This is a genomic window from Nocardia sp. A7, assembly GCF_046549215.1.
Classification (GTDB): domain Bacteria; phylum Actinomycetota; class Actinomycetes; order Mycobacteriales; family Mycobacteriaceae; genus Nocardia.
In genome coordinates this window covers 891,789-904,069 of the sequence record NZ_JAJPWE010000001.1, presented here as the reverse complement: position 1 = coordinate 904,069, position 12,281 = coordinate 891,789, and the positions used below count along the sequence as shown (strand labels likewise).

At 67.7% G+C, this 12,281-nt stretch carries 12 protein-coding genes; 1 reads left to right on the top strand and 11 read right to left on the bottom strand.

Going from position 1 to position 12,281, the window contains the following annotated elements; genetic code table 11:
• Positions 1 to 48: 48 nt before the first annotated feature.
• From ACLJPD_RS04050 to ACLJPD_RS04025, 6 genes are all read right to left on the bottom strand, one after another.
• Positions 49 to 1,563, bottom strand: coding sequence for a class I adenylate-forming enzyme family protein (locus ACLJPD_RS04050; RefSeq protein ID WP_410870348.1), 1,515 nt, complete (start codon positions 1,561 to 1,563; stop codon positions 49 to 51).
• Between the two features lie 28 nt (positions 1,564 to 1,591).
• Complete coding sequence (locus ACLJPD_RS04045; protein WP_410870346.1) at positions 1,592 to 2,344, bottom strand: glycosyltransferase family 2 protein; 753 nt, start codon at positions 2,342 to 2,344, stop codon at positions 1,592 to 1,594.
• The gene (locus ACLJPD_RS04040) at positions 2,341 to 3,360 is read right to left on the bottom strand and encodes an NAD-dependent epimerase/dehydratase family protein (RefSeq protein WP_410870345.1); all 1,020 of its coding nucleotides are present in this window, start codon (positions 3,358 to 3,360) and stop codon (positions 2,341 to 2,343) included. The genes ACLJPD_RS04045 and ACLJPD_RS04040 overlap by 4 nt, the downstream gene beginning before the upstream one ends.
• 115 nt (positions 3,361 to 3,475) lie before the next feature.
• Positions 3,476 to 3,772, bottom strand: coding sequence for a hypothetical protein (locus ACLJPD_RS04035; RefSeq protein ID WP_410870344.1), 297 nt, complete (start codon positions 3,770 to 3,772; stop codon positions 3,476 to 3,478).
• Positions 3,773 to 3,834: 62 nt separating this feature from the next.
• Positions 3,835 to 4,701 (bottom strand): hypothetical protein, encoded by an 867-nt coding sequence (locus ACLJPD_RS04030; RefSeq protein ID WP_410870343.1) that lies wholly within the window; start codon positions 4,699 to 4,701, stop codon positions 3,835 to 3,837.
• Positions 4,702 to 4,707: 6 nt separating this feature from the next.
• On the bottom strand, positions 4,708 to 5,736 hold the full coding sequence (locus tag ACLJPD_RS04025; protein ID WP_410870342.1) for a 3-oxoacyl-ACP synthase III family protein: 1,029 nt from the start codon (positions 5,734 to 5,736) through the stop codon (positions 4,708 to 4,710).
• A 110-nt stretch (positions 5,737 to 5,846) separates the two neighbouring features.
• Between ACLJPD_RS04025 and ACLJPD_RS04020 the strand changes: the two genes are divergently transcribed.
• A complete protein-coding gene (locus ACLJPD_RS04020) occupies positions 5,847 to 7,064 on the top strand; it encodes a cytochrome P450 (protein ID WP_410870341.1) in 1,218 nt (405 codons plus the stop codon).
• 60 nt (positions 7,065 to 7,124) lie between these two features.
• Here the strand turns inward: ACLJPD_RS04020 and ACLJPD_RS04015 are convergent, their stop codons facing one another.
• From ACLJPD_RS04015 to ACLJPD_RS03995, 5 genes are all read right to left on the bottom strand, one after another.
• Entirely contained in the window at positions 7,125 to 7,751 is a 627-nt protein-coding gene (locus tag ACLJPD_RS04015; protein ID WP_410870340.1) for an ABC transporter ATP-binding protein, read from the bottom strand.
• Complete coding sequence (locus tag ACLJPD_RS04010) at positions 7,745 to 8,656, bottom strand: ATP-binding cassette domain-containing protein (RefSeq protein WP_410871910.1); 912 nt, start codon at positions 8,654 to 8,656, stop codon at positions 7,745 to 7,747. Before ACLJPD_RS04010 ends, ACLJPD_RS04015 begins: the two co-directional genes overlap by 7 nt.
• A gap of 166 nt (positions 8,657 to 8,822) precedes the next feature.
• Complete coding sequence (locus ACLJPD_RS04005) at positions 8,823 to 9,644, bottom strand: ABC transporter permease (protein WP_410870338.1); 822 nt, start codon at positions 9,642 to 9,644, stop codon at positions 8,823 to 8,825.
• The gene (locus tag ACLJPD_RS04000) at positions 9,637 to 10,668 is read right to left on the bottom strand and encodes an ABC transporter permease (RefSeq protein WP_410871909.1); all 1,032 of its coding nucleotides are present in this window, start codon (positions 10,666 to 10,668) and stop codon (positions 9,637 to 9,639) included. The genes ACLJPD_RS04005 and ACLJPD_RS04000 overlap by 8 nt, the downstream gene beginning before the upstream one ends.
• Entirely contained in the window at positions 10,629 to 12,212 is a 1,584-nt protein-coding gene (locus ACLJPD_RS03995; protein WP_410870337.1) for an ABC transporter substrate-binding protein, read from the bottom strand. The genes ACLJPD_RS04000 and ACLJPD_RS03995 overlap by 40 nt, the downstream gene beginning before the upstream one ends.
• Between the last annotated feature and the right edge of the window lie 69 nt (positions 12,213 to 12,281).

Genomic DNA, 12,281 nt, shown 5'->3' with positions numbered 1-12,281 from the left:
GGCCGACCTGACAACGCGTTGTGAATACTCGGGCGAGATGCCGCGTGCTCAGGCGAGCAGCTCGTCCACAAGCTTCCGCAGGGCCGCCCGGTCGGGCTTGTTGGTCCGCCCGCTGACCGGAATTCGATCCACCACCACGATGTCGTCGGGGACGGCTGAGGTGTCGATGACCTGCGGCAGTCGTTCGTGAAGCAGTGCGACGACATCTCCGGCGTCCGGGTCGACCACCACCGCGAGCACGATCCGCTCATCGCCGATCTCGTCCGGTAGACCGACCATGATCGCCTCGCGCACCCCGTCGATCGCGGTGATCAACGGCTCGTACAGCCCGGGGTAGATGTTGGTCTTCCCCCGGATCATCATGTCCTTCTTGCGACCGGTGAGGACGAGGTCCTTGCCGTCCCAGCGTGCGAGGTCGCCGGTCGCGATCTCGGTCATGGCTTCCGCGCCGAGATATCCGTGACACAGGTTCGGGCCGGACAGCACGAGTTCACCGTCGTCGGCGATCCTCGCCTCCACTCCCCGCACCGGCGTTCCGAGTAGATCCCCGTCGTGTGCGAGCTTGGCGGCACCGGTCGCGACCGCTACGGGCAGGATCTCGGTCATCCCGTAGATGGCGAGAAACTCGGTGTCGGGCAACGATTTCTGTGCTCGGCGAAGCAGAGACGAGGTGACGGGAGCTCCGCCGAGTGCGACCTGACGCAGGTTCGGCGGCACCGGGAGAGTGTCGGTTTCGATCGCATCGAGGGCGACAGCCAGATCGGCCGGGGTATAGAAAGCGTGCGTGGCGCTGCGCAGATTCCGGGTGAACCGGATCGGGTCGATATGTGTGCCGAATCGCGGATAGCGCGGCATCGCCCACCGTGCCCCCGCCATCAGCGCGGGTAGCCCCATCATGAGTTGCTCGGTGTGCAGGAAGGCGCCGGGTGCGAGGCTGGTCTTTCCGCCCATCGCGGACAATCCGGCACTCAGCGAAGCGCGGGTGTGCACAACGGCTTTCGGCTCCGCTGTGGTGCCGGAGGTGAAGACGATCAACGCCGCCGCATCCGGCGCTGCGGCGGGCAGTGCGGTCTCGCGCGCGTCACCGGTGAACCGCCGCAACGGAATCGACCCGAGCGGTGTGCCGGGCAACCACACCCCGCTGTGGATATGCCGTACATCGAGCGCGCCGAACCGCGGCAGTTCCAGCCCCCTCCTGCGTCCGAACCGGGACAGCGGCCCACTTACCGCATACAGCAGCGATTCTGTTGCAGCCCAGGCTGGTTCGACCATCCCGACACGCTTGGCGAAAAGTTCGGGACCCACCCCGGGATCGACGAACACGACGGTCCCACCCGCCGCGATCACCCCGAAGATCAACATCACCGACGACACGCTCGGTCGAATGGAGAACAGCATCCGGTCGCCCGGTACGAACCCCGCCTCGCCGAGGTTGTGCGCCACCCCGCCGACGGTCTCCACCAGTTCCCGGTAGGTGAGCGCACGCTTGCCGACAGTCCCGAGGGCCGACGCGTCCGGAATCCGTTCAGCCTGCGCGGCAAGCCTGTCGAGAAAGTCGGTCACCGGTGCTCCCCTCCACTGTCAGCGGCGTTCACCGAATATCGACCACCTCGGGCCGATACCGATGATCGGCATACCAGGCCAGAGTCTTGCGAATACCCCAGGCCCGCACCCGCCGATTCGAGCCGTACACCCGCACGTCCCGGCGCAAACCATAGTCGGTGGTGATCGTGCGCACCGCGTTGACCAGTGCCCGGTCCTCGTGCAGATCCTCGATCGCGGTCCGCGGAAATCCGCCTGCCGCACCATACAATTCGGCGGTGATGGCCATATTGCACCCCGGCGTCATCACATACGGCCCGAGATACTTCGGATCCCGATTGCCCGAACGCACCTTGCCGAAGGTCGACGCCACTTCCAAGGCCACCCGAATGATCGTGCGGTCGATCCACGACACACCTTCGTCGGTGCGCGGAATCAGCTGACCGCTGACCAGCCGCAACCCCGAGTCGAACCCGGCCTTGATCCGTCGCGTCCAGTCGGAGGCGGGCAGGCAATCGGCGTCGGTGCGGGCGAGGTAGGTCGCGCCGTGCGACATCGCGTGCCGCATACCGGTATCGGCCGCGGCGCCGGTACCCTTCTGCTGCTCGTCGATCACCACGATGCGTGGCATCGGATGCTTCGCAGCGAAGGCGCGGACCACTTCGGCGGTGCGATCGGTCGAGTTGTTGTCGACTACGACCACTGTGAAGTCTGTGTCCTGTTGCGCTGCAATGGCATCCAGTGTCCTACCGATGCCGAGTTCCTCGTTGAAGGCGGGAATCACCACCCACAGATCGCTCACACTTCCTCCAGCAGCCGATCGAGCCCGCCGACCTGGTCGACCCAGCGGTGGAAGTTGTCCAAGCCCGTCGCGAACGGCACCGTCGGCTGAAAGTCGAGTTCCCGTGCGGCGCGCGAGATGTCATAGGTCGCCGTCCGGGTAACCAGCGCGACCGCGTACCGCGAGAGCGGGGGAGTCCAGCGCTGCGCGACCGCCGGTATCCGCCACAGTGTTTCGATCGCCGCCAACGCCCCACCGAGCACCGGTGCGGGCACCGCGCCACTCGGTCCGGCCAACCCGAACCGCTCCGCCACAACAGCCAATGTCGGCCACACCGACACCGGCTCCGCATCGGCGACGAAATACGCGCGCCCACCGACATTGTCGGCCTCCAGCGCGCGAGCGATAGCGTCGACGAGATGGTCGATGTAGCACAGCGAAGCCCGAACATCGCGCCCACCGGACAGATCCGGCAACCGCCCCGCTCGCAACTTCGCCAGAATCTGCACGATCGGCCCACGCCGATCCCCGGGCCCCCACACCGCCCGTGGCCGCAACGAGCACGTCGTGAACCCCGGTGCATCAGCCTTCAGCACCAATTGCTCAGCCAGAGCCTTGGTTTCGCAATAGCTGTTCAGAAACCGCGATGGATAGGGCACGGTCTCATCGATCCCCACCTGGTCCCCACCATCGGGCGCCATCAACGCACTCGGACTCCCGATGAACACGAATCGCCGCACCCCGGCCGCCGAGGCTTCCTGCATCAGCCGATCGGTGCCCGCCACATTCACCGCGAAAAACTCCGCGGGCCTACCGAATTCGCCGAGCAGAGCGGCCGCGTGCACAACGGCACGCACCCCCGACACCGCCGCCGCCAGCGCAGCCGCGTCCGCGAGATCGGCAACCGCCACCTCGACGCCATCCGGTGCCGCCGCCGAATCCCGGACCATCGCCCGAACCGGCACCCCACGCGCCACCAGCCCGCGCGCGATCGCCCCACCGACGAACCCCGTCGCGCCTGTCACCAGCACAGTCATCGCGCCACGCCGTACCTTCGGCGAACTCGCGAGCCGACCAGTGCCGCCGTACCGAGCCTCGGCCCGCCGGTCGCGCGCATGCCCGGCCCGAACCCACCGCCGCCCGGCGCACCGATCACCGCCGCGCCTCGCCCAACGTCTTCCACCAGGTAGCCCCGAACAGCATGGTCATCACGGCCGCACGCCGACCCGAGATCCCTTGCTCGGCAGCCACTTCCCGAGCCGCCGGAATCTGCGCCGCATGCACCCCGATGCTCAGCACCACATCGATCCAGAACGCCACCCGCAGCCACCGGGCCCGGAACGGCCGCACCACGCCGACGATCAGGAACACCCACCCGACCACCGGAATCGACCGCAAGGCCAACACCGTCGCGCGGCTCGGCACTCCCTCCGTGGCGTCGGATGACACCGCACGATGGCGACCAGGCCCCGGCACGCTCTCCGGATCCGGAACAACATGCAGAGACCGCGTCACCGCACACCAACCCCTCGATAGGTCACGGCCGCCGCGGTGGGTCCACCATCGGCGGCGACGAACAACAACGGCCGATCAGCCAGTCCCGCATCGCGTGCCGCGACAAACGCGGTGGTCAACGCGGAAGTGTGTGCGTCCCCGGCGAACTCATCGGTGACCACCGCGCCGACGCCCAGCTCGGCGGCCAATGCCTCGGCGAAGTCCGCCGTCGGTTTACCGCAGAGCAGCACCACCTGCCCGGCGTCGATCCCGTCCGCGGTCAGCGCGTCTCGCGCCGCGATGGCGGCATGTTCGACCAGTTCCGCTGTTCCGGCGCGCAATTCGACTGTCAACGAAGACCGCCCCTGTGTACCCATCGCAGACAACTTCACGTACCCCTGCGGGTCGGACGGCTCGTCACCGGCGCTCACATGGACTCCGCCGAAACCTGCGGCCTCGGCGTGATTCTCGAGGACGAAAGCGGCACCGACCGGCTCGAACGCGAACTCAGCGTCAGCCAGGCCCGACGGATGCGCGTCCCCCGACACGACCACCACATGCCCGGACGGCAGATCGGCGAGCAGCGAAGCGGCCACGCCCACCGCGTTCACCACCCCGCACGCGCCATTCATCAGATCGAACGACAGACACGGCACGTCACCGCGCCGATAGTCCAACCCGATCCCCGCGGCCTGCTGGATCAGCGCGGCGACCGCCGGTTCCACGAGGTTCGCATCGCGATAGATCCCCACATTGATCAGCGCGTCGACCTGCTCGGGCCGACAACCGGCGCCGGTCAACGCGTCGCGCGCGGCATCTGCCGCCTGTCCTACCGAGCTGACCCCGCCGCTGCGCGTCGTGGCAGAAGAAATGATGATTCCCATACTGTCCTATACCCGCAGATCGCCGATTGTCACCGACAAGAATCCGGCGACCACCCCGGAAGCGGCCGGTACGAGCAGTACCTTCGACCCCGGCGCGATCAATCCCTGCCGTAATGCGTCGTGCAACACCACGAAATGCGAGGTCGACGCGGTGTTGCCGTACCGGTCCAGCACCGCGAGCCCCGGTGGCATCGCCGCGTCGAATTCGCGCTCGGCGATCTTGTTGATCAACTCCACCGCAGGCCCGCTGAATTGATGATGGATCAGGTAGTCGTAGCCCTCCGCGGCGAAGCTCGATCCCCGCGCGGCGAGGAACTCCTGGTGCCGTGAGGTCCACAGCAGATACCGGGACTCGTTGTGCATCGCCCGATTGTCGGTGTAGAGCGCGACGCCCGGCCCTTGATCGCTGGGCATCCCGAGGCACAGCTTCGCGAACGCGGCGCTGGTGTTGAGTTCCACATAGTCGAGCCCAGGCCCGTCGGTGCCGTCGAGCACCACGGCCGCACCGGCGTCGCCGACGGTGAGCGAGGCGAACTGCGGGTCGTACTTCTGCGAGATCTCCCGCACCGCGGTATCGGCGATCGGCGTGATGCATTCCCCCGACACCACCATGCCGCGACGCACCGCGCCGGATCGAATCATCCTGTCCAGCAGCAGAACTCCGGTCATCATCCCGGCGCACGCATTGGACACGTCGAAGTGGATCGCCCTACTCGCCCCGAGCGCGGTCCGCAGCATCAGAGCGAAGGACGGTTCCAGGCAGAAGTCCTCGCCGCGGGTGCGGGTGATCGAGCAGGAGATGATCACGTCCAGATCGGCGGCGTCGTAGCGCGAATTGTCCAGCGCGCTGCGGGCGGCGGCCATGGCGATGGTGAACGAATCCTCGGATTCGCCGCGCACCCTGCGCGCCCTGACCCCGCTGACCTTCTCCAGATCCAGCGGTGCGTCGATCGCCAGTTGCTCCAGTAGTTCCGCCGTGGTCACTTCCGTGGCCGGCAGATACGCGCCGACAGCTTCGATCGTCGATCTCATCATGCTTGTTCACTTCCAGATATCGCGTGATGCACAGATCACCACCAGCGCATCTCGCCGATCCTAGCCACAGACCTTCACTAATCGGGCCGCCTCGATTAGATTCTGCCGGGGTGTGGAGCTCCGCCCGACGCCATGAACTAACCCTACTCGCCGCAGGTCAACCCTGGCTGCCTGGATTACTGCTGCTGGGACGGCTCGCGCGGCCGATCCGCAAGGTGCCAGAACTCGGCTGGTTCGTCGCCGATCCGCTGGTGGCGCGCCAGATCTACAACGACAGCACGCATTTCAGCATCGTCTCCGAAGGCGCCGCCGGACACTGGTGGGCGCAGGTCATCGGCGACTGGGTCGAGGATCTTTTCGAAGGCCCCGGCCATACCGACCTGCGGACCAAGGTGCGCGACCTGTTCACCCTCACCCACACCGATGCCCTGGTCGAGCGGGTGATCGGTGCCGACCTGCGTGACCTGCGCGAACGTCTCGCCGCGGGGGAGACCGTCGACATCGCAGCCCGCGCGCAGATCCTGGTCGGCCGCAGCGTCTCCGACCTGGTCGGCATGCGTCCCGAGGACATCGCCGCGGCCATCGGCGGCGACGCCACCGATTCCACCGACGACGACGCCCTGTTCCTGCGGCTGTTCCATCACGTCGAAGAGCTGGTCAACCTGGGTTTCGGCACCATGGCGTCGACCACCCTCGATCCCGTCGCGCTGGCTCGCGCCCGTGAGCTGGCCGGGCAGCTCGCCGTCAACGTCCCCGATGCGTACGCCCGCGCCGACCCCGACACCACGCTGGGCCGCTGCCGCGAACTGGGCCTCGACGTCGAGCACGCGGGCGGTCTGGCGATCCTCATGGCCGTCGCGGGCACCGATACCCTCGCCAGCGCGATGACCAGAATGGTCGCGATCATGCACGACACCGATCAGCACCGCGCGCTGCTCGCCGCCCCTGACCGCCTGCCCGACGCGGTCCGCGAGACCCTGCGCGTCACCAGTCCGGCTTATCTCGTGGGACGCTCGGTGACCGCGGACGTCCGGGTGGCCGACCGCGATCTGCGCGCAGGCGAGCACGTCAAAATTCTCACCTGGACCATCAACAATGCCGCGGGTGAGTTCCGTGTCGACCGCGACTACAACCCCGAGACCCGCCAGCTCTGGTTCGGCGGTGGCCGCCACCTCTGCCTCGGGGCGCAACTCGTCCACTCCGAACTCACCGCGCTACTCGAAGCACTGACCGCCGCCGGTCGCCCCTGGGAGATCGTCGAACGTCGTTACCGCCGAAAGGTTTTCATTCCCACCTACGAAAAGCTGCGCATCCGTCTCGCACACTGATCGGCACAGGGCGGAGTGGTGAGCTGGCTCGCGTCCTTCCAGGTCCACCTGCGGAGACGCTCACCGCGGAGTCAGGGTGCCTTCGCGCATCGTGGCGATGCGGGTGCAGGCGGTGTCGAGGAGGGGTTCGTCGTGGCTGATCAGCAGGACGCCGAGGTTGTCGGTGGCGTGGGTCATGACCAGGCGGATGATGCTGGCGGTGGTGGCTGCGTCGAGCATGGCGGTGGCCTCGTCGAGGATGAGGTAGCGGGGGTGCTGGGCGAGGGCGCGGGCCAGGCAGGCGCGTTGGAGTTGGCCGTCGCTGAGGGCGTGGGGGCGGCGTTCGAGGAGGTCGGGGGTGAGGCCGACGGTGGTGGCCATGGCTGCGAGATCGGGGGGTGGGATGCGGCGGATGCGTGCCGGTTCGGCGATGATCTGAGCGACGGTGAAGTGGGGATTCGTTGCGGCACGGGGGGATTGGAAGACCATGGCGATGGCACCGCGGGCTCGTCGGGGTGTCTGCCCGTCGACGGTGACCGTCCCGGAGGTGGGCGTCAGCAGTCCCGCCATGGTTCGAGCGAGTGTGGTCTTCCCTGAGCCCGAGTCGCCGGTGATGCCGACGATCTCGCCCGGGGCCACCCGCAGGTCGACCCCGCGGATGACGGGTTGCGCGCCGTAGCCGGCGGTGGTGGAGTCGGCGATCAGCACCCGGACCTCCGCTGGCGAATCATGCGCTCGCGCTGCGGAATCCACTGCGTCGGGCCACCCGCGTAGGGGCAGATCTCGGACAGATTCGTCAGCGTTCCCGGGGGATGGGGGAGTGGGCGCAGGCCGCGCTCGGGCAGGGCGGCGAGCAGGTCGCGGGTGTAGTCGTGCCACGGATCGTCGAGCACATGCGCGCCGGGGCCGACCTCCATCAGGCGTGACGCGTACATCACCGCGACGGTGTCGGCGATGTCGGCGCGGATCAGATGCCCGAGATCGTGCGTGATCAGCAGGACCGCGGCACCGCCATCGGCGCACTCGCGCAACAGTTTTCCGATCTGATCAGTGCGTGCGCGATCGAGCCCGGAGGTGGGTTCGTCGGCGATGATCACGTCGGGGTCGCCTGCCAATGCGGTTGCTATGGCCGCCCGTTGGGCCATGCCGCCGGAGAGTTCGTGCGGGTACAGGTCGAGTGCGGTGGGGGAGAGTCCGGCCCGTTCGACGAGGTCAGCGGGGGTGTGCGCGGTGCCGAGTGCCGCGATCGTCTCCGCGAGCTGGGAACCGATGGTTCGGACGGGGGTGAAGTAGGTGCTCGGCGACTGAGGGACCAGGGCGATGTGGCGACCTCGATAGGGGTGATCGCCGGTGAGGATGTCGATCGATCCGTCTGCTGAGTCCGTCCGGCCCGAGTCGGTGGGTTCGCGGTCACCGTCGGAACGGACGGGGCCGGTGTTTCGATGGAAGTCGCGGCCCACCAGGCGAATGGTCCCGGTCGTGATGGCCTCGCGGGGTAGCACTCCCATCACCGCACTCGCGACAATCGACTTCCCACAACCGGATTCGCCGACGAGCGCGGTAATCGCGCCCGCCGCGATGTCGAGGGACAGGTCGGTCACCGCGTGCACCATGTCGCCATGACTTACCGGAATTCGCACGGTCAGCGCGTCGATAGCCAAGCGGATCCTGGTCACCCGGCGTCCTCAGTCGTGGCAGCGCGGCGCCGGCGGGCGCCACATCCTGACGGCGGCGATTGTCGTCCCGCATCCCGGCGCGCGGAATCGGACCTGTGACGTCTCATCGCGGCATCCTCGAAGGTTTCGGCGGGGCAAGTAACCCGCGCAGTGACGACCCCGCGACAGCGACCGCCACCGTCGTCAGCACCAGGAACCCCGCGGGAAACACCAGCGTCCACCACCCGCCCAGCAACAGTGACGTACGCGCTTCCTCCAGCAGTGTGCCGAGGCTGGGTTCGTGCGGTGGTAGTCCGAACCCGAGGAACGACAGCGTCGACTCATGCCAAATCGCGTGCGGCAGCAGCAGAACCACCGCGATCAAGGCTTGCGGAGCGACAGCGGGCAGGAGATGTCTGCTCAGCAGGTGAGTGCGACTCGCACCCGCGAGCACCGCCGCGGACACGTACTCGCGTTCACGCAGACTCAAACTCTCCGCGCGCACGATCCGCGCCACCTGCACCCAGTGGGTGAGCCCGATCGACAACACCACCGCCACCGCGTTCCCCCGGAACAGCGCCACGATCACAATCCCGAGCAACAGATGCGGCAGCGCGTTCGCGGTATCGGCGAACCGCATCAACACCCGATCCACCCACCCACCGGCCAGCGCGGAGACCGCCCCGACCAGCACCCCGAGCACCGTCGACACCGCCGCCGCACACGCCGCGACGATCAGCGAGGTCCGTAACGCCGCGGCGATCCGCACGAACAGCGACCGCCCCGCCGAGTCGGTTCCGAACCACCACTGCCCAGACGGCGCCTGCCGCGCACTCGCGAAATCGGTCAGCCGGTCATCGACCCCATCGACCCACGGCACGATGACGGCATACAGCACCACCGCCACCAGCACCGACAGCGCGACAGACAACCGCCGCTCACCCATCGGCGCGCACCCGCGGATCGAGCAGCACCACCGCGACATCGGCCAGCAGCGACCCGAGCATCACCGCGCAGGTCGTGCCGACGGTGAGTATCGCCAAGAGCGCCATGTCCAGATCCTTCGCGGACTGCACGAACGCCCCCGCGATCCCCGGCCACGAGAAGATCTCCTCCACCAGCACCGCCCCCACCACGACCTCCGGCAGTCGCGCGCCGAGGATCGTCACGAACGGGGCCAGCGACGACGGCAGGATGTGGTTGCGGGTGATCGTGGCGGTGTCGATGCCGCGCGTGGCCGCCCCGGCCGCGAAGTCCTCACCGCGATTGCCCGACACCGATTCCCGCACGGCCAGCAGTAGCCACGGCACCTGAGACACGGCCAGCGCGGCGGCAGGCAACACGAGATGCCGCACCACTTGGCCGAACCCGACCTCGGCCCCGGCATCGGTGAGCCCCGCGGGTGGCAACCAGCCGAGTCCCACCGCGAACACCGCGATCGCGGCCAGCGACACCACGAACGGTGGCAGCCCCTGCATCACCAAGCACGATCCGGTGACCAGCCGGTCGACCAGCCCCCCACGATGCATGCCGGCCCAGACGCCCGCACCGAGCGCGACCACGATCGCCGCGCTCATCGCGACGACGACCAGCAGAACTGTCCACGGAATCCGTTGGGCGAGCAGGGTACTCACCGGCTGCGCGAACCCGCGCGAGACACCGAGGTCGCCGCTGAACAGGTCGCCGATCCACCGGCCGTACAGCTGATACCACGACGCGTCCAGTCCGAGTTGATGCGTGAGCAGCACCCGATCCGTCACGCTCGTCGACTCGTAGCGCGCGCCTAGGTACCCGACCAGCGGATCGAACGGTGACACCGCGGCCGCGGCGAACAGGGCGGCGGATACGGCGGCGAGCACCGGAATCAATGTCACCAGGCGCCACCCGATCATCGCGCCGAGTCCGCGTCCGCGACAGCGGCTGCGCCCCATCAGCGGGTCCACGTCTGTAGCGACCACCACGGTCCCCAGGTGACGCCGTGCGCGTGCGGCTCGAGAATCGGTCCCGACATCTGCCAGGACGAATCCTTCACCACATAGGTGTGATCGAGATGCACCAGGAACACGTGGCTCGGGTCCTGGGCGTAGCGGCTCTGCACCTCCCGGTACGCTGCCGCTCGCACGGCGGGATCCGTGCTGCGCCTTGCTGTTTCGAGCTGCGCGTCGATCGCGGGATCGGCGTGGCGGCCTGCATTGTCGTACGGGCTGCTCGCGCTCGGGTCGAGTAGTGGTGAGTGCAGGGTGTTGTAGGCCTGGGTGTCGGGATCGTAGGGCTCGCTGCCGCCACCGAGCAGGATTGCGGCCTGCGCGATACGCGGCTCGATCCGATCCCAGGAGAGCGCTTCGAGATCCACCTCGATACCCACGCGCCGAGCATCGGAGGCGAAAGCCATTGCGAGGTCGCGGCGCAACGTGTCGGTCGAGTTGTACATCACTGTGAACCGGGCGCGCACACCATTTTTCGCGCGCAAACCATCGGCGCCTGTTCGCCACCCTGCGCCATCGAGGATCTGCTCGGCGCGCGGGCGATCGAAGGCGAAAGAGACGGCTGGGTTGTGGGATTCGCCGTAGATGTCGGCGAAAGGTGTGTAGGCCGGGCGCCCGTAACCACCGAGAATATTGTCGATCATCCCTTGGCGGTCCACGGCGTAGTTCAGTGCCAGCCGGACGGCGGAGTCCCCGGCGACGGGATCGGCCTCTGGCATGGATACCCCACGCCAGTCCGCGGAAGTGTTGGCCTGCACAGTCATGCGCTTGTCGAAGGTCGCAGCCAGCAACGGCGGCAGTGATGTCCCGTCGAGTTCACCGCTGGCCATTCGTTGCGCACGGGTGTTGTCGTCGGGGACGTAGAGAACCGTCAGCTTCTTCACCGAAGGCGCACCACCCCAATAACTCTCGTTCGCCTCGAACACCGCCCGCGTCGGCTCCAACGCAGTGAGTCGATAGGGGCCGGTACCGATCGGGGCGGCATTGAGCGGCGACTCGGTCGCGGGCCCGGGCGTCGCGACGGCCTCCGACGGAACGATCCCGATCAGCAGCTTGGCAGGGAACGCGGCATAGGGATGACGCAGGGTGAACCGCACCGACAGCGGGTCGACGGCTTCGACCCGCTCGATCATCGAAAACGACGACCGCACCTCCGAGGCGGACGCCGGATCCAGAATCGCCCGGTACGTTGCCACCACATCCTCGGCGTCGAATGCCGACCCGTCGCTGAACCGCACCCCGGGGCGCAGCGGCGCCGTCCAGACGGTGGCATCGGTATCAGGCGTCGGCGGTTCCGTCGCCAGTGCGGGCGCGAAGCCGGGCATCCCGGTGCCGCCGGTCAGCCGGAGCAGTCCGTCGTAGATCTTGGCCCCACCGGCCGCTCCGTAGCCGGCCACCGGGTTGTATCCGCCCAGTTCGGCGGCATCAGCGAGGATCAAGGCGTCGGTGGACCCGCTGTCGGGCGCGCCGCACGATGTCAACGCGATCGCGCCCGCGACCCCCACAGCGACCAGCGGCCGAACGCGCATCCATCATCCCAACTAATGTTTATCTGAACAGATGGACAGATAATAGTCGCGTGCGGTGCCGTCGTGTCC

Bases quoted from the DNA above. Each gene is read 5' to 3' on its own strand.
- ACLJPD_RS03995 (WP_410870337.1), bottom strand. From the start codon at position 12,212: ATGCGCGTTCGGCCGCTGGTCGCTGTGGGGGTCGCGGGCGCGATCGCG.
- ACLJPD_RS04010 (WP_410871910.1), bottom strand. From the start codon at position 8,656: ATGGTGCACGCGGTGACCGACCTGTCCCTCGACATCGCGGCGGGCGCG.
- ACLJPD_RS04025 (WP_410870342.1), bottom strand. From the start codon at position 5,736: ATGATGAGATCGACGATCGAAGCTGTCGGCGCGTATCTGCCGGCCACG.
- ACLJPD_RS04040 (WP_410870345.1), bottom strand. From the start codon at position 3,360: ATGACTGTGCTGGTGACAGGCGCGACGGGGTTCGTCGGTGGGGCGATC.
- ACLJPD_RS04030 (WP_410870343.1), bottom strand. From the start codon at position 4,701: ATGGGAATCATCATTTCTTCTGCCACGACGCGCAGCGGCGGGGTCAGC.
- ACLJPD_RS04005 (WP_410870338.1), bottom strand. From the start codon at position 9,644: ATGGGTGAGCGGCGGTTGTCTGTCGCGCTGTCGGTGCTGGTGGCGGTG.